The following is a 25,379-nucleotide window of genomic DNA, read 5'->3' on the forward strand; positions in this document are numbered from 1 at the left end:
TTCCTCGACCACGAAGCTCTATCTCCATCGCCAGCTAGTACGTCGAACCAGCCGGCTTGGAACTAACCACGCGTAAAAGCATCCTGCGCGCGGTCAGTTAACTCTTCAGATCGCTAAGGATTGCTGCTCCTCATCGATACTCGGTAGGCCTGCCTGGCCGCCGAAGTCTTCCTCCTCTTCATCCAGGGATGTGCTACCAGCGGTTGACCATTCCCGTAGCTCTACTACGGCTGGTATCTTCTCCAGGGCATTGGTTGGTTCGATCCCGAGCTCCACCAAGCGCTGCAGAAGTTCTTCGAAGATTTCCTCTTTATGCATGCTCCAAGACGAGGCAAAGCAACGCCAAAACGTCCAGCCTGCACGTTCGAGGATACGTTGGCGATTCATGTCTGCCTCCCAGCGATCGGGGCCATGGAAGGCATCTCCATCACACTCGATTGCCAGACGATTATCGTTGGCTCCCTCGACGACCATGTCGAGCCTGAATGCCCCACTCTTCACCTGCGGGACGACGCGGTAGCCCCGTTCAACCAGTCTGCTGAAGACCTGCTGCTCAAATCCAGACTCGCAAAGCTTGATGAGGCCGTCCTGATCGACCTCCTGCTCTGTGAGTGGTTTGCTGAAGTACTCCAGGAGTGTACGACGAACATCTTTCAGGGAAAGGTGATCCAGGGTCACCGATCGAATCAGGTACATCCTATCGCGTGCACGGCTTGCGGCTACGTTGAACCGCTGTTCAGCAGCAATGCCTGAAAGCGGATGGCAGTTCTCCGGATCTGCGACCATAGAAATGAAGATGATGTCGCGCTCGCTTCCCTGGAAGGTGCTGGCGTCACCACACGCAAATTCGCGAGCGTGGAGCTCCACGGCCGGGCATCGTTCCCGTACTAGCGAATCGATGAATTTGGCTTGTTCCATGCCCCCCAACAGTGTCACCACTCCAATCGAGCGACCCGCATACTTGTCGTCATTGATCAGTGCCTGGATTTCTTCAACGATGGCTTCTGCCTCAAGCTTGTTGCAGCCCTTCTTGTTCCTCACTCCGTCTTTGACATAAATGTCCACTAAAGGTGGATCGAGGCGCTCGGATGGTCGAGGGATTCGAAGGGGCTGAATCGCACCGCCGTAGAACTGGTTGGAATAGGAAATGATGGGAGGGACGCAGCGGAAGTGCTCACGTAACATGACCATGTGGCCAGCGAACACTCGCGATGCCAAATCGTAGAGCGATTTATCAGGCGTCATGTCGGCGCCATAGGGCTGGTCATTCAGGAACCGGTTACGAAGCTCGCCGATCCTCTTACCGGATTTGAAGCCGCCATCGGGAGAAACTTGCTTGTCATCCCCTACTACCAGTACCTTTTTGGCCCTGACGATAGCCGGCAAAGCCCATAAGTCTGACTGGCTTGCCTCATCCACAATCACCAGGTCGAAGGCGCCAATTTCTGCCGGCATGGATTCGGAAATCTTGGCGTGACTCATGATCCAGCATGGCACGGCGCCGGCAGCATCCTGCATGCACTGTTGAGCATCGCGGCGATAACGCTCCGCGTTCGGCCCTGTCCCCTGCCCTATTTTGCGTATCGCTGTCGAGTAGCCGGCTAATGCTTGCAGTACCATCGGGCTGGCATTGGCTTTAGTGGACAGCCAAGCCGCTCGGCTCACCACTTCCCGATACATACGTGCCAGGCCAGCTTCGAGTTTTACTCGCTTGCCATTTAGCTCGACGAGCTCATGACGCGCTTCGATGCTCTGCAGGTGAGAGTGTATTTGCGCATGCTGCCACGCCTCCTTCCAACTACTTGGGAAAGCCAGGTCTTCAGCTCCGTTTTCAACAGGAACGGTCAGCAACCGACCGGAAAGATTTTCCGCTCCAGCTGTCATCACCCGATGCGCGCCCTCCCTGACATAATTCAGGAGGCCATCGAGTTCTCTGATCCGCTGTAGTTCTGTCAGCAGGTCGACATACTGGGACACGACCCGATGCGTATCCTGATCCGGGCTGCCCAGGCACTCCAGAACGAATGTACGAAGCCGGCAGGAGATTGGACTGTCGCCCGCGACTTTGGCCTGCAGAATTGCGAGTGAGGCGCCCGCCATGCTGAGATCTAATCGAGCAAGGTTTTGAGTGAGGTGATCCCGCAGGCGACGAATCTCGACGATTGTCAGCCTATGCATGTTATCGGGCGCATCTGCGAAGACCGCCTCGCAGAGTGGCTGTACTTTTTCCGCGTACCGTGAGGTGAGCTCGAGCGCAGCCTGAACTGTACTAACGGTGATCTCCAGTTGCCGCAGATGTGCCGTTCCCGCTTGAAGTCGCGGAATCCCCAGTGTCTCGGCCAGAGGGTTCCATCGCGCAGTGAAGGATCTCACGTCCGCGTAAAGCTTCAGGTAGTCCTGGACGATCTTCCACTGCTCGGCAGACTTTGGCGCTGAGCCATTGATCCGGACATTGCTGACGTGTGTCTTGGCTTGGGATGCTCCGAAGCTCATCAGACCAAAAGGCTTTCCTGTTTCGGTAGCTCTATCCACGGCCTCAGATGTTTTCTCGCAATCTAAGGCTTCCTCTGGGAATTCAACAAAGTTTTCCAGCATGACCTTGCGCCGTTGCATCAAGGCCTGGGCGGCTGGAAGCATGCCTACTAGGACTGAGATTTCACTGTCGTACCGTCCACCTGCCGCCTTGAGTCGCAGCTCCTGCGACCAAAGAATTTCGCAGTCCCCGTCGTCGTGCAGCGCCACAAGCTTTTCTTCGCAATGACCCAGCTCCAAATCTAGATTCTTGGCGGCAGCGACCACGGTTTCACTGTCGGATTTCAGGGGTATGAGATCCCCCTGACCTAGAGCATATTCGAGCGACTTTAGCTGGCAGAGTGAGCCGTGGAGCTTGCCGATCTCCGCAGCTGCCGGTAATTGCTCAACTTCAGGCAGACTGGAATTGATGTAGACAAGGTCACGCCCGAGGTCGCGACGGGCCTGTCTTAAGCCCCTACCGAACTCATCGTCAAAAGGCAGCGAGTGTTCGGGAGACAACGAAAGTTCGTCGTCAAACCAGGCGTACTGGTCGCCGCCCTTCATCAGAAGCTCAGCAAGCTCTTCCGCACGATACTTGGCATCGCCTACCTGGATATCGGAAAGCTGATTCAGGGCAATCTCATTGACGCGGCGATCAAGCCTCACCAGCTCGGTATGAGCAAGATCAATGGACTGGTGCAGGCGATCAATCTCTCCCCGAGCAAGTGATGGATTGATTTGCGAAACTTGGTGTTGGATAGCCTCAATCGAGCCTTGGAATTGCCGGATCCCCTCGCGGTCACTGGTCAGCAGCGCAACCGTCAGTGGCCGAACCTCAGCCGGTATTTTCGACTGGAGTACCTTCAGGGCCTGCTCGCCCCGAGAGGTAACTAGGACACGTTTGCCAGTCGCCAGATAGTGGCAAATGATGTTGGCGATCGTATGGGTTTTGCCGGTACCAGGAGGGCCCTGAACGGCAACCCCTGGTGCGTGCTCCAGACGCTGAACGATAGTGACCTGCTCGTCATTGTATGGAAGGGGGAAATACAGTTCCTTGGGTTCTGCTCTAGATCCATCCATGCTTCGGCTGGAAAGCCCGCGGAAGTTAACGTCCTGGTAATCGATTGCAATGTTCGAGGCCGGGGTCACCAACGCAAGTGGGCCGGCAGGAAGCTCGAGACATTCCTTAAGCTTCTCCCGGATCTTACGAAGGTCGTTGATCAGCCAGTTGCTGGGTTTGGGGCGAGCAAACACCACCCACGCATCGCTTATTTGGAGCGAGTCTCCTGGTTCCGGGAAGCCCTGGGCTGCATCTCCCATCACCTCCAAATATTTGCCTTTGCTGTCGAGGCTTCTGGCCGAGAGCTTTAGCACGTCAGCAAATGTCGATGGCAAGAATGGGTTCAAAGGGGAGTCGATATGTCTGCCTAGATGATCGCGAATAGCTCTTTCGCACTCGCTGGCGCCAGGGATATTGGCGTTGATCAGTGCATCGAACTCGATCATCGGCTCTGTGGCACGCGGGCGAACTTCGACCGCCATGCTCTCCTCGTTCAAAGAGATGTCGAGGGCTTGGGTCAACAATGGATAATTGAATACCTGCTGCGCATCGTTGATCGTTAACGTCCAAGCGCTAACGCCCACGCCCCATACCAGCTCGCGAGCAGATTTTCCCGTCTCCATCTGCTGCATCAATGCAAACATGTCGCCATAGAGACTAATGGTCTTGCGACGTGGTTTCTCAAGCTCAGCCCATTCGTGCCACAGGACAAGATACGCCGTAAGAGCAGCCGAAGCTTGCGCGCGTACTTCGGACTCCACTGCGGCGATATCCCCATCCGGATCTTTGTCTTGCTGTTCGCGGATTAACTGGAGGAGCACCTGCTCAGAGAGCAATGGTGGCTTGGTGGGATTGTCACTGGCTTTGATGACGGAGCTATAACCTCTGTCAATTGGTGCTGGAGCACGTGACTCTTCGAGTCGTTCGATTTGCAACCAGACATTGTCGCCTGGGAACTGGAGATCAAAGTGCAGCCCAGGAAGACCTAGAAGGCTCGTAGGCGGATACACGTCATTAACAGAACTCGAGAGTTGATAGCGCGACGGATCAAGCTCCTTGAGGCTTTCCTCTGCGTACTCGAATAGTCGACTGAGGAGCTCGTTAGGCGTCCGTTGCATGTTAATACTCCGATGATTCAGGGGATGCGACTTCAGCAGTCAATATAGAGTCAAGGATGCCATATTGCCTCTAGGTGTGGTTTTGAAATAATCGCTGTTTGACGATTGTCCTTGAGAATCAGGCGGAGCCAAATCTACCTATACGCAGATGGCGTCGGCGGGCCAAACAAACAACGTCGTCAGCGGTTGGCTGGACGCTAACCTTCTGGTCATTGACATAAAAGTAGAAAAAAAGACCATCATGTTAACGAGCTGAGAGCCAGCATGGCCGGTGGTAACCCGTTTCTCGACCGCGATCTATTCACGTACGACTGACTTTCTGAACCGTTAACCGGAGCCTGCCCCACATATGGAAATTAAATCGCTCAGCACCTATGCCAAGGGCGACCGGTTCGAGGAGCAGGTCTTTGAATTCCTGTCTCGTGAGATCAATGAGGGGCGCTTCTATGTCTTCCGACGTGAGTGCTGTAAAATTTTCAGGAAGAAAGGCTACTACTCGCGTGACCGAGAAGACTTCATCGTTTTCGACATTTCGGTCGAAGTGTTCCTGCCTTGCTTCGAGACCCCATCATTGCTTGTGCTCATTGAATGCAAGAATTACAGCGGCAAAGTGCCTGTGGGGGACATCGAAGAGTTTGGATCAAAGATCAGTCAAGTGGCCGGCTTCAATGCTAAGGGTATTTTTGCGTCCGCCAGTGCGTTTCAGTCCGGCACGTTCAACATTGCTCGGAACCGTGGCTTCGGTGTCTTGCGTTACTTCGATCAATCTGAGTTTCGATGGGAGCTTCCTCGCGCCCTGCTAACCGGGGCGCGGAGCGCTAGAGCCCGTAAGCGCGCAGAGATCGAATACGCCCTAACCAAGGCGGATTTTCGGCCTACCGTTTATAGCGCCTATGCCGTAACTCCTGCCGGCTTTACGGATGGTTGGGAAGGCATCTGGAAAGGCCTCGACTTTGAGAGTGCTTTTAAAGAGAGCGATATGGGTCTGATTCGTCAGCCCACGCTTATCGAAACACCCAGGGTCGCGTTCATTTCGCGGGACAGAATAGATCGCTTGGCGCAGCAGGCTTTGAAATCCATTTCATACATCCGGGGAGAGGTCGATCTGACTAAGCTAGTGTCCAGGGAAGCTGATGTCAGTGGACTGTCCGTGAGCTTCATTGAAAACTCGGGCTCAGCCCTCGGCAGTATCACGTTCAACCCGCTTGAGATCAAAATCTTCGGGGCAGATAGCCAATCCCACTTGGCCCGATTCACACTCGCCCATGAGCTGGGGCATCACTTTCTAGGTCATAAGCGCTACATGACACGAGAAGCCATCCGAGCGCAGGACATTGACCAGAGCCAGCTCATCACCATCCCTAAAGGGGAAGTCGAGCGGTTGGAGTGGCAAGCAAATACGTTTGCTTCATGTCTCTTGATGCCTAAAGAGGACTTTCAGGCTGCGTTTGGGTTGTTACTACAGCATCTTGGCATCCGAAACCGTGGTCACGGCCATCTGTACCTGGACAGTCAGGGGGACAACGTCATCCAGTTTCATGCTGTGTGCAATTCTCTGAGCGAATATTTTAACGTTTCGAAGACAGCGATCCGATTGCGCATGAGGGCGTTGGAACTGCTGGTCGAGGTCGGTCGGCAAGATTGATCTGCATCTCACGGGATGTTTATGACGCATGGTCGGCCGGTTCTTGAGCGTACAGTTCTTTATCGCCCCGCCACTCTTTTGCACTCCGATCGATACCTAGCGCCTACTTCAAGCCCCCAAGCTACGGCCAGCGTACTAAACCAAGTTCCTTGAGTCGTAACGCCATTGCCGAATCGGATACTCCAAACTGCGTAGCAAGCGATACGACGTTGATATTATTGAAGCGTTGGCAGCGCGCCAGTGCCAGCTCTCGTTCCAAGGAGTCTGACGAGGCATACAACAAACCTTCGATGTTATGTGCATCGAGGTGATATGCGACCGTATCGTTAAAGTGAAGCTGGTCTCCACATAGGAATAGTCGCCTGAAGCGGTCAGCGACCAGCTTCGCAGGCATCAAAAAACACGCTGCAAAGAAATCAGCCTACCGTTCTTCAGGGTTTCGCGGCCCGCCGACTGGACGGCCATCTAAGGCCCGATCCCTATGCATAACCTCACCTTTATGTAGGGCAAGGTGGCCGATCTCATGAGCACCCGTGAACAGTTTTACCGTGGGTGAGAATTCTTGGGAGATGGCGATGCGGTTCGCTTGGCGATCAATCAGACCTGCAATCTTAGGGCCGGAGCCGCCTTGGATGAATTTGGGGTCACCGAGATTCGGAAGCTCCCGATATTCAAAGCCGTACGCTAACGCCGCCTTCCTCGGATCACGCGTCTGAAGCGGGGTGATATCTTGATCGCCCCACAGGTGATATCGGTCGCGCCAGAGCATGCGCAATAGCTCGGATGCTTCTTGTTCGATACTTGGCATGTCCATGCAAATCACCGCATGTAGTGTTCATTGCTTGATAATAACCCAATATGTAGGGTTTTCAAGTCCCTCGAACATGCGCTGGTGGCGCTCGGCAAACTGCTGCTAATTTGCTTTATTCGAGTCAGCCGCTTCGATACCTGACTTAGCTCGGGTTTCCAATCGAGTGCGGGTGTCGAGCTGTATGAAAGCTGGCGGTAATGTGCTGTTCGCCAGCATCAAGGTGAGTCGCTGATGAGCCCACTGAAGCGCGGAGCATTCTTCATTGGGGCCTATCGGTTTGAGCGTGGCTTTGTTCATGGTCACTTCCTCGACAGTTTTGTGGGGGCTGTCTTTGGCTTCTCGGATGCAGGCGCAAATGTGGTGTTCGAATCGCTTCCCTCTGCCTCAGCCTCGGTAGCCTGCAGTCGCCGGAGTTGCTCATTCTCCGATTGGGCAGCGACAAGCAGCAGTCTTGCCTCCTGCTCGCGCTCGCCGCTCTTGGCTGCTGCTTCATTCAGTGCCGTGGCGTCCTGTCGAAGCGTGGCGATCTGTTCCTGGAGCTGCTCAGTAACTCCAGCGGATTTCGCTTCCGCCAGCTTCAGCCCCTGGATCTCGCCAGTCAGTGTCTGTATATGCGCCTCATGGCCATGTAGCAGTTTCACCTGCTGCCTGGACTCTCCAAGCAACCGCTCGTTGTCACGAATTAAACGAGTTAGGTCATCCTGTTTCAGCACCAAGGTTTCCTGGAGTTTGCGCTTCTCCACTTGAGCCTCGTGGAGTTGGGATTCATGCCGGCGTTGATCCTGATCCCGCTGCTCTTTGACGGATTGCCGGTAGTGCTCCAAAGCACCGCGCGCATGAACATGCTTCTCCTCTAGGGAATTGATCTGTTTATCCCTGTCGCTGACCAAGGCTTCCAGGTCAGTACACCGTTGATTAAGCCCGGCATTGCGCGTCAGTTCTGCCTGAAGCGAGGACTGCGTGGTTTTTAGGTCTGCGGTCTGAGCCTCAATAGCTGCTTGCTGAGTGTCGAGCTGCCTACGCGCTGTGGTCAGTTCAATTTGCAGGCTGGCGATCTGCGCCTGGAGCTCTACACGCTCAATATCAAAGGCTGATCGGGACTGTTCGATCGACTCGTGGCCCTCCTCCATGAGTCGATCCAGAAGGCTTTCAACCATTGCCGAAAGTTCTTCACCCATGCGTTCGCGGGACGATAGTGGGCGTGGATCGTAGGATTCGATCTCCTTCAGGTACCGGGCAATGGTTGTCTTTGACCCGGTATTCCCCAGCTCCACACGCACGGCATCGATGCTTGGGTATGTGCCCCTAGCGAGCAGAGACTGCCTTGCTTTTTGCACCACCGCTTTGTTAATGCCGCCACGAGCCATTTGAACTCCTACGATTTCGTGCTGTGTTACGTGTCATGTTATTACGTGACACGCTATCACCATTTCTGTAGATGTAAAGTCCAATAATTAAAAAGCTATAATAGTGCTTTATGGCTTCTTGACTCTTTATGGCGCCCAGAAAACCTCCATGTGACGTAGGAAGACAGAAACTCTCCGATTTTGAAGGCAAAGTACGATGGAAAAGGCAGATAGGTACCTCAGCGCAGGCACGCGGGAGAACACCCGAAAAAGCTACCGAGCGGCGATCGAGCACTTCGAGGTGACTTGGGGCGGGTACCTGCCCACGACAGGCGTGGGCGTCGTTCGCTATCTGGCGGAGTACGCCGACAAGCTCTCCATCAACACGCTGAAGCAGCGTCTGGCAGCTCTTGCGCAATGGCACATCACCCAGGGCTTCCCCGATCCAACCAAGACGCCTGATGTTCGCCAGATGATCAAGGGCATTAGGGTAGTGCACCCTGCAAAGGTGAAGCAGGCCGCCCCACTGCTGCTGAAGCATCTAGAGCAAGCGGTCACATGGCTTGAAGGGGAAGCTGCAGCTGCGATTGAACGGGGAGACTACAAATCGCTGGTGCGTCATCGTCGCTCGGTGGCAATAATCTTGATTGGGTTTTGGCGTGGCTTTCGCGGCGATGAGTTAGCCAGGCTAATGGTCGAGGATACCCAAGCCATAAGTGGTGAAGGCATTACCTTTTTCCTGCCTTACACCAAGGGTGACCGCCAGCATGAAGGAACTACTTTCCAGACGCCGGCGCTTACAATTCTCTGCCCCGTAGAGGCCTACATCAACTGGATAACAGTTGCCGGGATCGCAAAAGGCCCGGTGTTCCAGCGGATAGATCGGTGGGGCAATCTTTCAGGCAAAGCTATGCAGCCGCATAGCCTGATCCCTGTGCTACGCCGCATTTTCAAAGAGGCAGGATTGCCAGCTGAACTGTATAGCAGTCACTCGATGCGGCGAGGCTTTGCGACCTGGGCTTCCGCCAATGGGTGGGACATCAAAGGGCTGATGAGCTATGTGGGCTGGAAGGACATGAAGTCGGCGCTCCGTTATGTGGATGCTAGCGAGTCCTTCGGCGGAATTGCTTTACGTGCGGCCCATCAGGCGACGACCACGGAGAATAAAGGGGTTCCCAGTGAGCGCCCGCACACCCTTGGCAGGCTCCAAAACTCTGTTTAAAACGGTTAAGTGTTAATTTGGAATTTCGCCGACGAGCCCACCAAGCTTTACAGGTCAATCACACTGGACACCTACTCTTGTATACGCTGCGAACATGGGCAACAGACCGCGAAGAACGTTCGTTACCGCTGCAGGGCTACTCATAGATGCGCGTACAAAGTGCTTACTTAGCGTGGCCCCCATTTCAGTGATTAAGGCATGATGGTAGATTGCCATTCTCACTAACGGAAACGGGCTATTGGTCAAAAGGAGTGCATTTTGAGAAAGGATTTACTGTTCAGCTGCCTGGCCCTTTCGCTTACGGGATGTGGTGATGGCGGTGAGGTATACAAGAAGGAGGCTGAAGGCCTTCGCTCGGACGTGAAATCCTTGCAGGCAGAAATCACCGCCGCTAAAGGCAAAATCGCGAAGCTTGAGCAGGAAAATACGGCCCTTAAAGAAACACCCGCCGTATTGCTGGCTCAGGTAAGAAGGGCTTCCGACCGCGAAGACGAAGCAGCCACTAGAGTAGCCTTGGCGTCGTTGACGTTGCGCTACCCAGACTCCGCTGAAGCAGAAACCGGAAGCAGTTTCCTGCATAAAATGGTCAAGGATCGTGAGGCCAAGGAACAAGAGGCGCTTCGGCTGGCGGCGCTCGGCATGAAAGCTATTCCGGTCAAAGCCTCATTCGCAGCCGATGACAGTTCTGTCTCGCTTCAATCAGCCCAAATAACCGACCAGTGGAGCTTTAACAATCACGGTGATGAGTATGAGTACCGATCTGCCGAACGCGGCTCCAAGTACATCACGGCGAAAGTGACATACTCGTCTAAGAGCAAAGACCCTCGGCTGGCGCCTCTCGTTGTTTACGCATCAAACGGCGGCGAGCTCAAACGGTTGGGCGTCATGGGTTTCGAATTCGTCAGTTGGAGCAGCTATGCGACGTTCCTGGGTAATTACCACGACGACGCGAATGATTTTGCTCACAAGGCAAGTATTAGGTTCTCCTTGGGACTCCAAGTCCCAAATGAGGCGATAACCAAGCCGCTATACATTGTTGCGTCATCTTCAGGTTGCGCGGATCGTAGCTCAGATCGATTTGGTAACCCCCCTGTGAGCTACTCGACGTACAGCTGCGACCAATCTGCCCCCAATGTCCTCCGTGCCGGCGATTTTAAAGACGGCCGGTTCGGCATCGTTAAGCGCATAGACTGAATCCGAGACAGGAGTCTCCCATATGAAGAAGGTCTTAATTACGGCGGGCATCGCGCTGCTCTGTTTGGTCGTGTACACCCAGATTACGATATTCGCCGTGCCCCCAATTGGAGCAGTACCCGAGGGCAGGACAGTCATCATGCTCCGCCTCAACAAAACGAATTTCATTGATAGTGCTGATGCCATGTGCGTTCGCATCCAGGGCTATGTGAGCCTCATGTGTAGAGGGATGACTATGGCGGGAGTGGTGCAGGCTACTACTATCCTCGCTCGCCTGCCTTACTCGGAAACTATCTACAAGATCAGCACCGGCGGTGAGACCTACGAGAGATAGCTGAGGGAGGCACCTGTTTAAGCTTCGCGCGAGGGGCGACTGTGTGGGCAAACGAATACTCGCAGTTCCCTGCTTACTCGCTTTTCACAAGCCAACGCATTCGAGAGTTGCCCGCTGCATGGTGATGTCAGGATAGATGATCGAAAGCCACGCGATGGGGGTGCTTGGATCGAAATCGGCCGCCAAAGTACGAAGCTGGATGAGATGCGGAAAGTTCTCAGCGGCCGAAGTCAGCGCGCCATGAGCTGAGGATATGTGATCCGCTTTCCTATGCCGTTCGGCCAATGTAAGAGCCATGCAGGCTTCTACATTCGCCGGCACCCTGATGCCACTGCTCTTGTAACGCTGCTTGTAATAGCGATCCAGCTGTAGCTGATGGATGGCGGGTGTCCATTCCGAGTCACTGCCCAACAGGGCCTGGGTAATCAGGGAATCCACACTCGGTTTGTTCAACATCTCCACCTCCTTCGAGGTATGAGTCCTCCTCGCAGGGTCGTGTCCCAGGTAGACGTTGGACAACCACCATAGGGCAAGAAAAGGCATATTCTGCGCTTCATTCATTTGGGGCTGAATGCTCAGCCCCTTGTCGATAATGTGGCTCAGCCCGTGGAGCTTGCGATTGGGGTATTCGACCAGACACTCGTCGAGCAGCTCCACCAAACCTTGAAGGTATCCAACATGGCTAAAATGCGCAACCACGCTCAAAAAGACTGGCTGATTAGGAACGTGCTCATGACGCTCAAAAATGCTTTTGCTGCCGTGCTAAAAGCGATGCGCGCGGGCAAAGGATTGACCCAGAGAAATCTCGCGGAAGTCAGCAGTCGAACATACGTTTCGAAACTGGAGCGCGCCCAGTCAAGCCCAACGCTGGAGATGATAACGGCTTTGAGCGGCCCGCTCAGAGTGAGTCCTATGACCTTGGTCGCCATTACTCTATGCGCTGAGTCGGGAGAGTCCGTTGACGCTTTGCTGCGTCGAACCAAAGAGGAACTTGCAAGCCTAGGCCACGAGGGAGTTCTCAAAAATCTGGCGATTTCGTCGTGTGATGAGTTGCCAGCGCGCCGTCTCTCTTCAAAGCCCCAAAGTCATCGCTCAGTGACGAAGTCCCAGCAAGTCGAATTCTGTTTCGCTGAATAGATGCTGTTCATCGCCATGTAATCAGACGGCGGAAACGCCTGCGGGTGTGCCACATGGTTGGAAGCCCAAGAGGTTAAGTAATGCGTAATTTCGATCTTGACCTAAGTAGGGTTACCTACGAGCACTTCATCACCGGCAAGGCAGCCATAAATTTCCCGAGGCCTCACATCACTTCGGGTGGATGGCACTACCTAGCATATTGGAACAGCGAGGTCGGTGAGGCGAAGGTGTCGCTTGCTGGTATCCACTACCCCGACACGAGATTTTGCTTTGGTGACACGGGTATCTTGAACGCTACCGATGAACTAGAACTGCGGGGGTGGAAGATCGATCGCCAGATCTATATGGCTGACCATTTCCGCGCGACGGGGGATATGGTTCTCAAATGGGTGTTCAGCCGTTCAGAGTTTTGCAATGTCGAGCTGTCCGAGTGGTTTCCGGACGATGATGATTTAGATGCCATGGTCGGAATGCTCGGAGGTGCCATCAACAAGCTGGAAAACGTTCAAGGTGATCGTCTCAGTCGATGGCTTGGTTCGCAGCTCCTGTAAGATGGTAGGAGACTTGTCTATTTGCTTAGGGACAAGGTATCACCCTTCACTCCTCCGCCCGTTAGCTCGTCAGGTCGCCATGATCAATACACAACTGCAGCAGATTCTTCCCCAGGTGATCAAAGTTGTGGAGCGGGCGGGTGTGTTATTGGCCGAGGAATGTGTCCGTCCGGAAGGCCGTAGGGGCTACGGTGATAAAGCTGAAATCGACGTCGAAATTGAGGTATTTCTCCGTGAGGAGTTGCTAAAAATTTTGCAATGCGATTGGTGGGGTGAAGAGACCGGCCACGTACTTTCCGGCAACTCCTTCTGCTGGGTGGTTGACCCGAATGACGGTACAAGTGATTTTCTGAAGGGACTGTCGGGCTCGGCTGTCTCGGTAGGACTACTTCATGACCTTCAACCTGTCTTGGGTGTGGTGCATGCGCCATTAACTCCGCATGGGAAGGCAGATAGCATCAGCTGGGCCGCAGGTATGGATCACTTGGTTAGGAATGGAGCCCCGATCTATGTCGACCTTTCGCAACAGGTGCTTTCGAAGGAGAGCATGGTGATGGTGAGCGCTGCTGCTGACAACAAACCGCAGACCAATCGCGAGCTCTGTGCGCCGGCAGGTTTTTACCCCATGCCATCCATTGCATACAGATTGGCAAAAGTCGCTGCTGGTGACGGCGTTTGTGGACTTTCTTTGTATCCCGTGTCAGCCCATGACGTAGTCGCGGGGCATGCATTGCTGATTGGTGCCAAAGGCGTTTTGGTCGACGAATCCGGAAACCCTATTCAGTATCGTACTGAGGTGGAAATGTTGAGGGTTTGCCAACAATGCTTTGGCGGAGCACCCAATGCTTGTTCTGAACTCGTGAGTCGCGACTGGGCCAAAGTTTTTGAGACGTCGGCGAACTAGGGCGCTCTGCAAAGCCGGAGGGATCATTACGTACGCATTGGAGACCGCATTTTGCCAGTTTTTTCAAAAAAATTCGGTGTCTTTTGGAATCAAAAATTAGCCGCGACTGACGTCACAAAGGTGCGATCAGCATACACAACACTGGCTTCGCCGCCCTCCATCATGCATTCCAACGCAGAGAAAACCGAAAACAGAAGCCAAAAGATCAAAAGCAAAAAGAGCGCAAGCCCATAGAGCAACAGCAAGGCAATCGGGTCGATTGCCCCACAGCTCAAGGCAGGCCAAAAAAACGGGAGACTTTTGGAGAACGTCGCTTTTTGTTTGTTTTCAAATATAAGGTCTCCGGTTTGAAATTTTACTTTCAAGGGGGCGGGAAAAATATATTTTCGGTTTGTGTGGCGAGAGCGTCCTGAAGATCCATTTTGTGATGCCCAGAGCAGTAAATCAGGCGCCAAAAAGCCGCTGAAGCAGCTGTTCCGTCTGCGTTCCACTGTACCTAGCCTTCAGCTCATCAAGCTTGGCACCTCTGCGCTCGCCCGTAAGTAAGCTAAGCCCGTGCAACGCGTTAATGAGCTTCTCAGATTCAGCGTCCTCATCTCTCATGGTGATCCACGATGAGTTTGCCTGCTTGGCCAACGCTTCAGCCTTTTGGCTAAGGCTCTGTGACTCAATCAATCTGTTGCCATTCACTTCTGTCTTAAGCTGACTGATGACATTCTCGAGCTCCTGCAGCTGCTCTGAAATGCGCTCCGCGCTATCAAGCGACACAGGACGCCCATCAACATAGATAATGTCTTCTTGGACACAGTAGATTGCCAAAGGGCCGTCGCCTCCTCCAGTGCAGTCAAGCGCGAGAAAATTCCCCAGTCTCAGCGGTTTCGGAATCCAAGTATGTCCCGAGCAAACTCTCCAGATGCCTGGAATGCCGTCACGATAATGCTTGATGATCCGTTCCCTGCCCCACAGAGCGATCTCTTCAATCTGAGCATTGTCCAGGCTCCCAACGAACTCTTGCCAAGAGATTCCTGCCGGCACATCGGCGTGAACTACACCCACCAGGCCACGTGCGGACTGAATTTCTATGGCGGTCGGGAGACGTTCCAGCCTTTCGATCACCATTCCTTTCGACTCATCGGCGATAGTAGACCACCATCCCGCGCCGTGGGAGCTGTAGCGTGCTTGTGGGTTCTCACGGTAAGCGTTTATCAGCATCTGCTCGTGATTGCCTTGGACACTGTAGAACCAAGGTTCGCCGAGCAGTTTTAGGCCATCCAGCATCCCAGGCCCACGGTCAATCAGATCGCCTACAGCGATGACCCGATCAATCGCACTGTCAAAGCCGAGCGCACGAAGCCCCTTGTGGAGCTCGATGGTTTTGAAGTGGATATCGCCGACTACAAAATCACGACCTAGATCGTTTTTGGGAAGATGCAAAACCGCCTGCTTCATTTGGGATCATAACTCCGGAACTACCGCCGATGAATTGATTGGTAGCTCCATTGTACTCACTCGTCAGGTGACATGATTGGTCTCTATCGAACCTACCCTGCCCTATTCCGTTTGAGGCGACGCTGGGATGTACTAGGCTCTGTGCATCATTTTCAAGGAAGACTCTCATGCCAGATAACTCGGACTATAAGATTTGGGACTGAAACGTGCATCGGGAGAACCATGAATAAGTTGTTTAATCGAACATCCAGTACTGAAGATTGCCTGCCTTTGCTTAACGGTCGCGAGCATCCTTTCGTTCCAAGCGACGTTCTGGGCCATTCCCTCAACGATCCTCACTGGTCGCGCTGCTGCTGGTGGTCTTGCAGTGATCGTCTCAATTGGCAACCTCGGCGGTTTCACTGGCCCTTTCGTGATTGGCTTAATAAAAGATGCAACCCATAGCTATTCAATGCCCTTCTTCGCAGTGGCCGCAATTCTTTTGGTTGGGACATTCTTGATGGTGTGGCTTGGAGACCCTGCTAGACAAAAGCCACTGAGTCATCGAGTAGCCGCTAGCACTGCCTAGTGGTGGATGTACGACCTTCAAAACCAATCTCGTGGGACACCTTTGGTGCGGCGCAAGGAGGTCTGGGTCAATGTCTTCACATCCAACTTCCCGGCTTGAGGTGGCGGGCAAATGGAAATTCGCATATGAATAAAGTTCATATCTTGCCAAAGTGGCGGGTAGAAGACGCCGCCCCGACATGCTGAATAAAGTTCCAGAGTTGCGCGCAAACTCAATAAAAATCCATAAAAAAAGGCCTTGGCGGGCCTTCTCTTGTAATCAAACCAGAATCACTAGGTCAGCCAATGCTCGAAGGTAACCAGCTCATAGCCGTCGTTCGGAGCAAATACACAAAGTTTTCTATCTCACCGAAACAGCTTGGGTCAGGTTCTGCTGCATATAAGCGAGGAAACGGCTCTGAAAAAGCATCGTATGCTCATGCGCGGCTTGTTCAGCTGCGTCAGGATTGCGAGCAGCGATAGCTTCGATGATTTCGTCATGGTCACGTCCCAAACGCTTGGTAGTGCTAGCGGCGCTGACAATGAAGTCAAAGTGCAAATGTGCGAGTCTTTGCCCTTCCCCTAACAGCTTCTCGTAGTAGCTGATGAAGTAGGGATTCTTACCGGCCTCGGCAATTACGATGTGGAAGGCTTTGTTCGTCTCCGACATCGCCTGGAAATCACCAGAAGTCACTGCATCGAGATAGACAGCATCAGCCGCGCGTATCCGCTCTAGATCCTCAGCGTTGTGCTGAGTCGCCGCCAGCCGCGTGACGGCTCTCTGAATGAGATCAAGCGCCGAAATATAGTTTGGAAAATCTTCAATTTCAAACGGCGTTACCAGCGTTGTCCTGTTGGGCAGGATAGTTACCAGTCCCTCGCTGATGAGGCGCGCTAGCGCATCCCTTACCGGAGAACGAGAAAGCCCGAACTGTGCGGCCAACGACACCTCATCCAGCGGGGATCCGGGCTTCAGCTTGAGCGTTAGAATTTGTTTACGAAGCTCTTCGTAGATATAACGCCCACCATGGCGTTTGATGCTTCCGTTCGTCTCAGCGGTATCGTTGCTCATTGAGTTGCTCTCAGCGTACTGGCTGGTCGTTTGACCGAGTGTAAGACTAACACCAGCCATAGCCTGGTTAGAAACCCTCGCCCCAAGTGTCACTCAACATAAACCCTTCGGCCAGAGGGTCATCAGGGTCGACGCCGATTTGATGCATGCCATACACCCAGGCTCGCCCGGTTATTCGAGGCAGCACTGCCGCCCGATCTCCAACTTCCGTGAAACCAAGCAGCTCGACCTTGAACTCGCCTCCAATAGTTGAGCGAGAGATCAGTTTATCGCCTGGTGTCACTTGCCCACGGGCGCTCAGGGTCGCCAGGTTCGCTGAGCTGCCAGTACCGCATGGAGAGCGATCTACGCGACCAGGGGGCAATGTCGTACAGGTTTGCCAAGTAAGTTGATCGATACGGTTGCGGAACATCACATACGCAACCTCATTCAGACTATCGATCAGCGGATGCTTCACGGATACCTGCTCGTTGACGATGCCTCTCAAGCGCACACCCGCATCCGCAAGTTCTCGAGCCTTACCGGGCTCGATACTCAGCCCGACCTGATCAACATCAATCAGGGCGTAATACACACCGCCAAAGGCAATATCCGCTTTGATGGGGCCAAATTCGTCAGTCTGTATAACAGCATCTAGATGCTCCACAAACGACGGCACCATATCCAGTGAGACACTGATACAGCGACCCTCTGCACATTGCGCACGCGCGGTGACCAGTCCAGCGGGAGTATCCAGTACAACGGTCGTGTATGGCTCTTCCATCGGTAGGATGCCAAGCTCAAGCAATGCCGTGACAACGCAGATACAGTTACTGCCTGACATCGGATGAGCCTTGTCAGCCTGCAAGACTATGAAGCCTGCATGGGCTTCAGGTCGCGTCGGCGGCAACAACAGATTGACCGACATCTGCAGGCATCCGCGCGGCTCCAGCACCACCAAGCGACGAAGGCTGTCGTCGACCTCGTTAATGTAATTCATCTTGTCGAGCATGCTCTTGCCGGGGATGTCGAGGACACCGCCCGTGATGACTTTGCCGATCTCGCCTTCGCAATGCACGTCGACCAATTGAAGCGTTTTCTTCCAGCGCATGGCGCCCTCCCCTTACTTGATGTACCAGCCCCACGGTTGTTCACTGTCGTACCGGGTGATCTGTTTGGTTTCGAGGTAGTTATTCAACCCCCACTCCCCTAACTCCCTGCCGATACCGCTTTGCTTGTAGCCACCCCAGGGTGCTTCGGTGAACGTCGGTTGGGAGCAATTAACCCAGACAATACCGGCTCGAAGGTGGCGCGCGACCCGCTCAGCGCGAGTCAGGTCTTTCGACATGACCGCCGCTGCTAGTCCGAAGCGTGAATCGTTGGCACTTTTCAGCGCTTCCTCTTCATCGTCGAAGGGACGTACGCAAACCACCGGGCCAAAGATCTCTTCATTCCAGATCCAGCTATCGACTGGCACATCGGCAAAGATGGCGGGATTCACGAAATACCCGGACTCGCAATGCGAAGGTCTGGTGCCACCGTAAAGCAGAGCAGCGCCCTCTTCTTGGCCACGCGCAATGGCTTGCAAAATCTTGTCGTACTGACCGCTGCTGACTAAGGGCCCGAGCAGAACCCCATCCTTCAATCCACCGCCAATGCTGAGCTTTTTCGTCTCCTCGACTAAGCGCTTCAGCAAAGGCTCATATAGGCTCCGTTGTACCAGGACGCGAGAAGTCGCCGAGCACACCTGTCCCTGGTTCCAGAAAATGCCGAACATGATCCACTCGACAGCTGCCTCAATGTCGCTGTCATCAAAAATGATGAAAGGCGACTTACCCCCCAGTTCGAGACTGATATTCTTGATGTCACGCGCAGCGGCTTGCATGATTTTTGAGCCGGTTGGAACACTGCCTGTGAACGCTAATTTATCGATGCCTGGATGCTCACTCAGGGGAGCGCCTGCATCAGGCCCTAAGCCAGTTACCACGTTCAATACACCTGCCGGCAGCCCAGCCCCATGTGCAATGTCAGCCAATTCCAGTGCAGTCAAAGGTGTGAGCTCCGATGGTTTGAGCACCATGCAGCAACCAGCGGCCAAAGCAGGTGCCACCTTCCAGGCGGCCATCAGCATCGGGAAGTTCCAGGGAATGATCGCCCCCGCCACACCCATCGGCTCCTTGCGAGCTATGCAGCTGAATCGCTCATCCGTGAGGTTGATGCGCATCTCTCGCTGAACATCAAGTTCCTCCGCGAGGTCGGCATAGAAATCGAAGCACCCAGCCGTATCACCAATATCCCACTGTGCTTCGGGAAAGGGTTTGCCGTTGTCACGTACCTCGAGCTCTGCAAGAACTTCCAAGCGCTCCCGAATACCCGCTGCGATGCGGCGTAAAACAACTGCCCTTTCGGCACCGGCCATCTGCGGCCAAGGCCCCTCCTCGAAGGCTCTTCGTGCCGCTTTTACTGCCAGGTCTATATCTGGTGCGGTGGCTGCAGCAACGTGCGTAATGACCGATTCATTACTGGGATCGATGGTTGCGAAAGTCCCGCCCAGGGCAGGTTTCACCCATTGCCCGTCGATGTAAAGATGATCGTAGGATTTCATAAGGAACCTCAGTTGAACGCAAAGCGTTTGGCGCTGAAAGGAGTCAAGTCTTGTGCGGGTTGGCGCCCGGTGACCATGTCGGTGATGAGGCGTCCAGTCGTTGCCCCGAGTGTCAGTCCTAGCTGGCCATGGCCGAACGCGAGGAAGACATTCTTCAGGCGCGAGCTTCGATCAATCACAGGCTTTGTGTCCGGCAGAAAAGGCCGATAACCAATGCCGTATTCGATTTCGTCGAGTTTTAGCTGCGGAAGAATTTTGCGTGCCTTTTCCAGAATGATTTCGGCACGCTTGAAATTCGGCTCGGAGTTCGGGCCTGAGAACTCGATGGTGCCGCCAATTTGTAAACCACGAGTCATCGGCGCAATACAGAATCCGCCGTCGGCATAGATAACCGAGTGGCGTACTTCTACGCCCGAGTGGGGTAACAACACTTGGTACCCAGCGATGCCAGCAAGTGGCACTGATCCGCCAATCTGCGAGAAAAACTGACTTGAACCAGTGCCCGCCGAGATGACGACGTGGTCAGCTTTGTAACGCTCTCCATTGACCAAAGTAATACCGCTGGCACGGTCAGAGACTTCGTCTATTTTTTCGACTTGGCCACGTACACGGACACCGCCCTGCTCGATGAAACTTTCTGTAAGGGCGGCGATGAATCCCTTGGTATCACTGACCGCTCGCCAATCAGGAAACAACAACCCGTGACTGAATTTTCCAGCCAATGCAGGTTCCAGATCCGATATCGCCGCACGATCCAGCACTTCGGATTTGAAGCCCAAGGATCGGCGCAGATCCATATGGGGCCCCTCTTGGGCCAATCCCTCAGGGGTATCAAATACCTCAATGATTGGACGTTCGCCCATTAACGTTTTGTCAGCGCATCGCTCCAGTAATGGTGCGTAGTCTTCGTAGACATGGTGAGTCAATGTCGCCATCTCATTGGCGATTTCGACGATACGCGAATGACGAGCGCAAGAAACAAAGCGCAGAAACCAAGGCAGGATCCCGGGCAGAGCGCTTGGTCGAAGCGCCAGCGGGCCCTTTTGATCAAGCAACCAGGCCGGTATTTTTTTAAGAATCCCCGGTTTGGACAGAGGAATAACCTCACTCACCGCCATCTGGCCGCAACTCCACTTGGCAGTGCTGTCACCCGGCGCCTGAGGGTCGACCAACGTGACTTGATAGCCTTCGCGTTGCAGATACAAAGCGCAGCACACCCCGACAATGCCACCGCCAATAACGACGGCTGCTTCGCCATTGATGGTCTGATGGGTGGGCGGTTGCATAGTGATCATAAAGACTCTCGATTAGCGCAGAACCTGCAGGCATGAGTCCATCAATGGACATTGATCAGCGACCGAAAAATCCGCATCGGCGCTTATCGCCGATGCGGGATCAATATCAGCCCTGAAGCTTTTCGAACTCCCTGCGGAATTCGGATTTTTCTTCAGTGGTCAGTGGCTGCAACGGCATGCGCGCTACGCCCACATTGAAGCCAGCGAGCTCACAACCATACTTGACCTTTTGAATGAATTTGCCGCTTTCGAGGTTGTTCATCAGCGGAAATAGCGAGCGCACGATTTGCTGGGCACCCGCGAGTTGCCCGCTGACGTAGTTTTCATAGAACGCCACGATTTGCGGCGCCAGGAAATTCGCAGGCGCGCAGATCCAGCTGGTGGCCCCCCATAGGAAGAAGTCCAAAGCCTGATCGTCAGAACCACACGAAAGCTGGATTTTCCCCTTATAGCGCTCATCGATTTCGATGGCGCGCAGCAAGTTTCCTGCGCTCTCTTTAATGGCAATGACACGGTCATGATCCTTGAGCGCTTCCATAACGCTGTAACCCACCTCGACGTTAGTGCGTATCGGGTAGTTGTACAAAACGATGTTCACGTCAGGCACCGCATCAAGGATGGCGTTGTAGTGACCAATGAGTTCATCCTGAGTCGGAATCGCGTAGTACGGCGGAGCAATCAGCAAATTGCTGTATCCGGTATCCCGCGCCTGCTTGACCTGCTCAATGACCTCGCGAGTGCATGAGCCATTCGCACCGGCAATCAGCATGACGCGATCATTGGCGACCTCTCGAACGGTGGCCATGACTTGGCGCCGCTCTGCATTGGTTAAAGCGTAGTATTCACCGGTTGAACCCAAGGGTACCAGGCCGCCTACACCCTGCTTGATTTGATATTCCACCAGGGAGGCCAACACGTCGTAATCGACTGCGCCGGTTTTGTCGAATGGGGTCACCAGGGCTGGCATGATGCCGTTAAGTTGTTGCATGGGAGAATCTCCAGTGTGATTGTCAGTATGCGTAGCGTTTGAGCATCCGGGTTTCGACCACCCCAACCAGTCGGGTCAGGGGGAACGCCACAAGGAAATAGATCACCGCCACCGCCGATAAAAACTCCACCGGGCGTGCGGTACTGTTCGAAATGTTTTGCCCTACGAACATCAGGTCAGCGATGCCGACAGATGAAATCAGTGCGCTCTCCTTGAAGAGGCTCACCACGTTGGAAAGCAGCGGAGGTACTGCTCGCAGAAGCGCTTGCGGGAAGATGACGTAGAGCACCTTGTTCCACTTGGCGACTCCCAAGGCTGTGCAGGCATCGTGTTGCTCACTGGGAATGGATTTCAGCGCGCCACGAAATGTCTCGCTGGTAATGGCCGTCATGTACAGGCTCAATGCCAACATCACCGAGACGTATGGCGGTACAGAAATGCCGAACACCACAGGCAGGCAGAAGAAGATCCAGAACAATTGGATCAACAATGGCGTACCGCGAAAGAGCTCGACGTAAAGCCCAGTGGGAATGCTGATAAAGCGGTTTTTTGAGAGCCGCAGAAGACTCAAGAGAAAGCCGAAAACACTACCCAGCACCGCGCAACTGACCGTGAAGGCCAGCGTCAAAGCGAGCCCTTTTGCTAAGACCTGCCAGTATGAAAAGACCACCGTAAAATCAAGCTGCATGAAGATCTCCTCAGCGCGCGAGCGCAGTGTCCTGACGACGTTCGATCCACTGCACCAATTGCGCGATGGGCAGTGACAGAGCGAAGTAGATCAAGGCAATCAGTGAATAGGTTTCAAGCGGTCGATAGGCTTCTGTGGCAATGCTCTTGCCCACGTACATCAGGTCGGCAACGGCGACGATGGCGACCAGCGCACTCTGCTGAAGAATGGAGATGCCATTGGTCATCAACACCGGCAACGCGGTTCGAAACGCCTGCGGCAAAATCACATAGATCGTTCGCTGCCACGGACGCAGGCCTAACGCTACACAGGCATCTTCGTGCTCCCTTGGAACAGCCTGTACCCCTGCCCGATACGCCTCAGCATTGAACGCGGTGAGATTCAGGCCCAGGGCAAGCACGCCCATGGTGATAGGGTCGATGAACACGTTGAACAGCATCGGCAAACAGTAGAAGAACCACACGATCTGCAGCAGTGCCGGAGTGCAACGAAAGAACTCAATGAACAGTTGCGCCGGCCAACGGATGAAGAACCATTTGCTCAGCGTCAGCAGACAAAGACCAAACCCCAGTACCAGGCCCACAACGTTCGATATCAAAGCAAGCTGTAAAGTGACCTTCAGGCCATCCCAGAGCACGCCGTAATTACCGGTCAGAAAATGAAAATCGAATTCATAATTCATGGACGCTAGCCTCAATCCAGGTGCAAGACTTTTTCCAGGAATTCGCGAGTACGCGGCTCCTTGGGTTTGGTAAAAATCTGCTCTGGGGGCCCTTGCTCGACGACTTTCCCGTTGGCGCAGAACACCACACGAGAAGCGATACTGCGGGCAAAGTGCATGTCGTGAGTAACGATGATCATGGCCATTTTTTCTTCAGCCAATTGCATCATCACGCTCTGCACTTCGGTGACCATTTCCGGATCGAGCGCCGAGGTCACCTCATCGAAAAGCATCAGCTTGGGCTCCAGCATCAAGGCGCGGGCGATTGCCACTCGCTGCTTTTGCCCGCCTGAAAGCTGACTCGGATAAACATTCAGTTTGCTTTCGAGACCAAGTCGAGCGAGGAACACGCGCGCTTTTTCAGTCGCTTGAGCTTTAGAAAGGCCTTGTACCTTCATGGGCGCGAGAATCAGATTGCCCAATACAGAAAGGTGCGGGAATAAGGTGTAGTGCTGAAAGACCATCCCTACCTGAGCCTGCAACTTTGCATCTAAAGGCTTGCCGGCTCCACGCGTTGAACCATCAATGTAAGGCTTGCCCTGGAAGGAGATCTCGCCCCCTTGAATGCTTTCAAGACCCATCATGACTCGCAGCAAGGAACTCTTACCGCTACCGCTCGGGCCAATGATGACCAGCCGATCATCGGAACGCATATCGAGATCCAGGTGATCCATCACCACTAGGCCTTCGCCATACGATTTGTACACATCTCGCAACTGGATAAAGTCGCCCTTAGCCGAATTTAGGGTGAGCGAATTCTGTGGCTGATCAGCCACCAGATAAGGAGCGGTCATAGAACTGTCTCCAGGAGAACGCTAAATCAAAGCCGTTCTCGGGATCGTCGAAAAAATTACTGAGGGGTTTTATCGCCAGCGTTGGCGAGCGCAGAAGCCTTATCAACCAGGGCGGATATCTCCCCGGTTTCTCGGCGTTGCGTGAGATAGATGTTCAACACTTGCAGGTCTGATGGCGTGGCGTTGCGTGACAGGCCAAACGCAACCCCTTGCTTCGCCAGAGCGGGAACCGGCATTACTTCCTTCGTCCAGTCCGGGTTGGCGATGGCGAAGAGGTGATTCGTATCGCTGGCATCGACCAGTATGTCAGCGCGCTTGGACATTACCGCCATGCGTGTTTCATCCATGCCTGGTAACCGCATGATTGTGGCGTTCTTCACAACCGCGGAAATGGCTTTGTCTGCCGCAGTGCCAGACATTACAGCAATCGATACTCCCGGCTTGTCGTAGTCCGCAACGGCGTTCCCCGCGCTCGCAAACTTGGGATTATCTTTGTTGGTAAGAAGCGATATCTGATAGTCGGTTGCGGGTACCGAGAAGGTCACCGCCATCGCGCGTTCAGGAGTCTGATTCAGCGCCATCGCCAGATCCCATTTACCGCCTTGAAGCCCCGCCACCAGGTTGTCCCAGTTCGTATCCACGAACTCGACCTTGACCTTGAGCACCCTCTCACCGAAGTCCCGGCACAGATCCACAAAGTACCCACTGTATTGCCCGGAGCGTGCATCGCGCATGACGTACGGTGCAGCCACTGCTGCCCCGCAACGCAGCACACCTGCTTTCTGAATGCCTTGCCAAAGCGTTGAATCAGCTGCGTTCGCAGGCGCCTGGGCTAACAACGCGCCAAGAAAAGAAACACCTACGAGCAGTTTGCGGAGGGGGGAAGAAAGGAGCCGTGTCATGTTGACCTCACCGATATTTAATTTTTCTTGGGCAGAAAGGTACAAGCGTTAAAGCTGAGCGCGCCGTCATGTATGCAGCGCTGTATGCAGAGTAGTTTTGAACGAATTGATGTGTCAACAGCGCTTTTGAAATTTTTGCTATGGAGTGATTGACGGTCGGACGCCTGGCGCTGAATCGCGCTAGGTGTCGTTAGGGGATGCAAACGCGCGGAAGCCAATGCGGGAGGGCGAAATTCAAGATATTGATCAATGGCCAATGGGAGCGTTAGCCAGAATTTTAGAGACCGACGCTCGGGAGACAGGTCGTACAGTTTTTTCGGTCTTGGGATGCGGATGCAGGGTGTGAAGTTTGGACACCCACAAAAAAGGGCCCTCTCACAGACTGTGTGAAAACCTAGCAATCTGCGCAGCGCTCAATGAAAATGCTCCGTATCGAAAGATACGGAGCATTTTTCGTTATGGCTTACATCCAAGGAGAGTCTCGCAGCCAGACCAGCCTGTTTC

At 53.9% G+C, this 25,379-nt stretch carries 24 protein-coding genes; 8 read left to right on the forward strand and 16 right to left on the reverse strand.

Features of this window, described 5'->3' with window-relative positions:
• Nucleotides 1-105: 105 nt before the first annotated feature.
• Complete coding sequence (locus AACY50_RS13840; RefSeq protein ID WP_339538700.1) at nucleotides 106-4,692, reverse strand: AAA domain-containing protein; 4,587 nt, start codon at nucleotides 4,690-4,692, stop codon at nucleotides 106-108.
• 349 nt (nucleotides 4,693-5,041) lie between these two features.
• Between AACY50_RS13840 and AACY50_RS13845 the strand changes: the two genes are divergently transcribed.
• Complete coding sequence (locus tag AACY50_RS13845) at nucleotides 5,042-6,337, forward strand: ImmA/IrrE family metallo-endopeptidase (protein WP_339538701.1); 1,296 nt, start codon at nucleotides 5,042-5,044, stop codon at nucleotides 6,335-6,337.
• 421 nt (nucleotides 6,338-6,758) lie between these two features.
• On the opposite strand, the gene AACY50_RS13850 is transcribed toward AACY50_RS13845, so the two are convergent.
• The 3 genes from AACY50_RS13850 to AACY50_RS13860 all read right to left on the reverse strand — a co-directional run bounded on the left by AACY50_RS13850 (nucleotide 6,759) and on the right by AACY50_RS13860 (nucleotide 8,515).
• Nucleotides 6,759-7,151, reverse strand: a complete 393-nt coding sequence (locus AACY50_RS13850) for an ImmA/IrrE family metallo-endopeptidase (RefSeq protein ID WP_339538702.1) — start codon at nucleotides 7,149-7,151, stop codon at nucleotides 6,759-6,761.
• Between the two features lie 99 nt (nucleotides 7,152-7,250).
• Nucleotides 7,251-7,445: a hypothetical protein gene (locus AACY50_RS13855; RefSeq protein ID WP_339538703.1), complete on the reverse strand. Its 195-nt coding sequence runs from the start codon at nucleotides 7,443-7,445 to the stop codon at nucleotides 7,251-7,253.
• A 2-nt stretch (nucleotides 7,446-7,447) separates the two neighbouring features.
• A complete protein-coding gene (locus AACY50_RS13860; RefSeq protein ID WP_339538704.1) occupies nucleotides 7,448-8,515 on the reverse strand; it encodes a DNA-binding protein in 1,068 nt (355 codons plus the stop codon).
• A 196-nt stretch (nucleotides 8,516-8,711) separates the two neighbouring features.
• Here AACY50_RS13860 and AACY50_RS13865 point away from each other — a divergent pair, with 196 nt between their 5' ends.
• The 3 genes from AACY50_RS13865 (at nucleotide 8,712) to AACY50_RS13875 (ending at nucleotide 11,244) form a co-directional block, all read left to right on the forward strand.
• Nucleotides 8,712-9,716 carry a site-specific integrase gene (locus AACY50_RS13865; RefSeq protein ID WP_339538705.1) on the forward strand — a complete coding sequence of 335 codons (1,005 nt, stop codon included), beginning with the start codon at nucleotides 8,712-8,714 and terminating at the stop codon, nucleotides 9,714-9,716.
• A 258-nt stretch (nucleotides 9,717-9,974) separates the two neighbouring features.
• On the forward strand, nucleotides 9,975-10,910 hold the full coding sequence (locus AACY50_RS13870; protein ID WP_339538706.1) for a hypothetical protein: 936 nt from the start codon (nucleotides 9,975-9,977) through the stop codon (nucleotides 10,908-10,910).
• A gap of 22 nt (nucleotides 10,911-10,932) precedes the next feature.
• Nucleotides 10,933-11,244, forward strand: coding sequence for a hypothetical protein (locus AACY50_RS13875; RefSeq protein ID WP_042559182.1), 312 nt, complete (start codon nucleotides 10,933-10,935; stop codon nucleotides 11,242-11,244).
• Nucleotides 11,245-11,328: 84 nt separating this feature from the next.
• On the opposite strand, the gene AACY50_RS13880 is transcribed toward AACY50_RS13875, so the two are convergent.
• Nucleotides 11,329-11,904 carry a hypothetical protein gene (locus tag AACY50_RS13880; protein WP_339538707.1) on the reverse strand — a complete coding sequence of 192 codons (576 nt, stop codon included), beginning with the start codon at nucleotides 11,902-11,904 and terminating at the stop codon, nucleotides 11,329-11,331.
• An 18-nt stretch (nucleotides 11,905-11,922) separates the two neighbouring features.
• On the opposite strand from AACY50_RS13880, the gene AACY50_RS13885 reads away from it, so the two are divergent.
• The 3 genes from AACY50_RS13885 (at nucleotide 11,923) to AACY50_RS13895 (ending at nucleotide 13,836) form a co-directional block, all read left to right on the forward strand.
• Complete coding sequence (locus AACY50_RS13885; RefSeq protein WP_339538708.1) at nucleotides 11,923-12,381, forward strand: helix-turn-helix domain-containing protein; 459 nt, start codon at nucleotides 11,923-11,925, stop codon at nucleotides 12,379-12,381.
• 80 nt (nucleotides 12,382-12,461) lie between these two features.
• Complete coding sequence (locus AACY50_RS13890) at nucleotides 12,462-12,932, forward strand: hypothetical protein (RefSeq protein ID WP_339538709.1); 471 nt, start codon at nucleotides 12,462-12,464, stop codon at nucleotides 12,930-12,932.
• Nucleotides 12,933-13,011: 79 nt separating this feature from the next.
• Complete coding sequence (locus AACY50_RS13895; RefSeq protein ID WP_339538710.1) at nucleotides 13,012-13,836, forward strand: inositol monophosphatase family protein; 825 nt, start codon at nucleotides 13,012-13,014, stop codon at nucleotides 13,834-13,836.
• Between the two features lie 89 nt (nucleotides 13,837-13,925).
• On the opposite strand, the gene AACY50_RS13900 is transcribed toward AACY50_RS13895, so the two are convergent.
• Both AACY50_RS13900 and AACY50_RS13905 read right to left on the reverse strand, forming a co-directional pair.
• A complete protein-coding gene (locus AACY50_RS13900; protein WP_339538712.1) occupies nucleotides 13,926-14,327 on the reverse strand; it encodes a hypothetical protein in 402 nt (133 codons plus the stop codon).
• Nucleotides 14,281-15,285: a metallophosphoesterase gene (locus tag AACY50_RS13905; RefSeq protein ID WP_339420505.1), complete on the reverse strand. Its 1,005-nt coding sequence runs from the start codon at nucleotides 15,283-15,285 to the stop codon at nucleotides 14,281-14,283. Before AACY50_RS13905 ends, AACY50_RS13900 begins: the two co-directional genes overlap by 47 nt.
• Before the next feature lie 367 nt (nucleotides 15,286-15,652).
• On the opposite strand from AACY50_RS13905, the gene AACY50_RS13910 reads away from it, so the two are divergent.
• A complete protein-coding gene (locus AACY50_RS13910; RefSeq protein WP_339420504.1) occupies nucleotides 15,653-15,853 on the forward strand; it encodes an MFS transporter in 201 nt (66 codons plus the stop codon).
• 339 nt (nucleotides 15,854-16,192) lie between these two features.
• Here AACY50_RS13910 and AACY50_RS13915 read toward each other — a convergent pair whose 3' ends face one another.
• The 9 genes from AACY50_RS13915 to AACY50_RS13955 form a co-directional block, all read right to left on the reverse strand.
• Nucleotides 16,193-16,903, reverse strand: coding sequence for a GntR family transcriptional regulator (locus AACY50_RS13915; protein WP_339420503.1), 711 nt, complete (start codon nucleotides 16,901-16,903; stop codon nucleotides 16,193-16,195).
• 67 nt (nucleotides 16,904-16,970) lie between these two features.
• Complete coding sequence (locus tag AACY50_RS13920; protein ID WP_339420502.1) at nucleotides 16,971-17,993, reverse strand: proline racemase family protein; 1,023 nt, start codon at nucleotides 17,991-17,993, stop codon at nucleotides 16,971-16,973.
• Nucleotides 17,994-18,005: 12 nt separating this feature from the next.
• Nucleotides 18,006-19,487: an aldehyde dehydrogenase family protein gene (locus AACY50_RS13925; RefSeq protein WP_339420501.1), complete on the reverse strand. Its 1,482-nt coding sequence runs from the start codon at nucleotides 19,485-19,487 to the stop codon at nucleotides 18,006-18,008.
• Nucleotides 19,488-19,495: 8 nt separating this feature from the next.
• The gene (locus AACY50_RS13930; RefSeq protein WP_339538714.1) at nucleotides 19,496-20,782 is read right to left on the reverse strand and encodes an NAD(P)/FAD-dependent oxidoreductase; all 1,287 of its coding nucleotides are present in this window, start codon (nucleotides 20,780-20,782) and stop codon (nucleotides 19,496-19,498) included.
• A 106-nt stretch (nucleotides 20,783-20,888) separates the two neighbouring features.
• The gene (gene dapA, locus AACY50_RS13935) at nucleotides 20,889-21,770 is read right to left on the reverse strand and encodes a 4-hydroxy-tetrahydrodipicolinate synthase (protein WP_339420499.1); all 882 of its coding nucleotides are present in this window, start codon (nucleotides 21,768-21,770) and stop codon (nucleotides 20,889-20,891) included.
• Nucleotides 21,771-21,792: 22 nt separating this feature from the next.
• Entirely contained in the window at nucleotides 21,793-22,458 is a 666-nt protein-coding gene (locus tag AACY50_RS13940; protein WP_339538715.1) for an amino acid ABC transporter permease, read from the reverse strand.
• 10 nt (nucleotides 22,459-22,468) lie between these two features.
• Nucleotides 22,469-23,140: an amino acid ABC transporter permease gene (locus AACY50_RS13945; protein ID WP_339420497.1), complete on the reverse strand. Its 672-nt coding sequence runs from the start codon at nucleotides 23,138-23,140 to the stop codon at nucleotides 22,469-22,471.
• A gap of 11 nt (nucleotides 23,141-23,151) precedes the next feature.
• The gene (locus tag AACY50_RS13950; protein ID WP_339420496.1) at nucleotides 23,152-23,973 is read right to left on the reverse strand and encodes an amino acid ABC transporter ATP-binding protein; all 822 of its coding nucleotides are present in this window, start codon (nucleotides 23,971-23,973) and stop codon (nucleotides 23,152-23,154) included.
• 56 nt (nucleotides 23,974-24,029) lie between these two features.
• On the reverse strand, nucleotides 24,030-24,920 hold the full coding sequence (locus AACY50_RS13955) for a substrate-binding periplasmic protein (RefSeq protein ID WP_339420495.1): 891 nt from the start codon (nucleotides 24,918-24,920) through the stop codon (nucleotides 24,030-24,032).
• Nucleotides 24,921-25,379: the final 459 nt, after the last annotated feature.

The organism is Pseudomonas sp. RA_15y_Pfl2_54 (genome assembly GCF_963971015.1).
Classification (GTDB): domain Bacteria; phylum Pseudomonadota; class Gammaproteobacteria; order Pseudomonadales; family Pseudomonadaceae; genus Aquipseudomonas; species Aquipseudomonas baetica_A.

Coding starts and splice junctions, on each gene's coding strand:
- AACY50_RS13840 (WP_339538700.1), bottom strand. CDS start 4,692: ATGCAACGGACGCCTAACGAGCTCCTCAGTCGACTATTCGAGTACGCA.
- AACY50_RS13845 (WP_339538701.1), top strand. CDS start 5,042: ATGGAAATTAAATCGCTCAGCACCTATGCCAAGGGCGACCGGTTCGAG.
- AACY50_RS13850 (WP_339538702.1), bottom strand. CDS start 7,151: ATGGACATGCCAAGTATCGAACAAGAAGCATCCGAGCTATTGCGCATG.
- AACY50_RS13855 (WP_339538703.1), bottom strand. CDS start 7,445: ATGAACAAAGCCACGCTCAAACCGATAGGCCCCAATGAAGAATGCTCC.
- AACY50_RS13860 (WP_339538704.1), bottom strand. CDS start 8,515: ATGGCTCGTGGCGGCATTAACAAAGCGGTGGTGCAAAAAGCAAGGCAG.
- AACY50_RS13865 (WP_339538705.1), top strand. CDS start 8,712: ATGGAAAAGGCAGATAGGTACCTCAGCGCAGGCACGCGGGAGAACACC.
- AACY50_RS13875 (WP_042559182.1), top strand. CDS start 10,933: ATGAAGAAGGTCTTAATTACGGCGGGCATCGCGCTGCTCTGTTTGGTC.
- AACY50_RS13885 (WP_339538708.1), top strand. CDS start 11,923: ATGGCTAAAATGCGCAACCACGCTCAAAAAGACTGGCTGATTAGGAAC.
- AACY50_RS13890 (WP_339538709.1), top strand. CDS start 12,462: ATGCGTAATTTCGATCTTGACCTAAGTAGGGTTACCTACGAGCACTTC.
- AACY50_RS13895 (WP_339538710.1), top strand. CDS start 13,012: ATGATCAATACACAACTGCAGCAGATTCTTCCCCAGGTGATCAAAGTT.
- AACY50_RS13905 (WP_339420505.1), bottom strand. CDS start 15,285: ATGAAGCAGGCGGTTTTGCATCTTCCCAAAAACGATCTAGGTCGTGAT.
- AACY50_RS13915 (WP_339420503.1), bottom strand. CDS start 16,903: ATGAGCAACGATACCGCTGAGACGAACGGAAGCATCAAACGCCATGGT.
- AACY50_RS13920 (WP_339420502.1), bottom strand. CDS start 17,993: ATGCGCTGGAAGAAAACGCTTCAATTGGTCGACGTGCATTGCGAAGGC.
- AACY50_RS13925 (WP_339420501.1), bottom strand. CDS start 19,487: ATGAAATCCTACGATCATCTTTACATCGACGGGCAATGGGTGAAACCT.
- AACY50_RS13930 (WP_339538714.1), bottom strand. CDS start 20,782: ATGATCACTATGCAACCGCCCACCCATCAGACCATCAATGGCGAAGCA.
- dapA (WP_339420499.1), bottom strand. CDS start 21,770: ATGCAACAACTTAACGGCATCATGCCAGCCCTGGTGACCCCATTCGAC.
- AACY50_RS13940 (WP_339538715.1), bottom strand. CDS start 22,458: ATGCAGCTTGATTTTACGGTGGTCTTTTCATACTGGCAGGTCTTAGCA.
- AACY50_RS13945 (WP_339420497.1), bottom strand. CDS start 23,140: ATGAATTATGAATTCGATTTTCATTTTCTGACCGGTAATTACGGCGTG.
- AACY50_RS13950 (WP_339420496.1), bottom strand. CDS start 23,973: ATGACCGCTCCTTATCTGGTGGCTGATCAGCCACAGAATTCGCTCACC.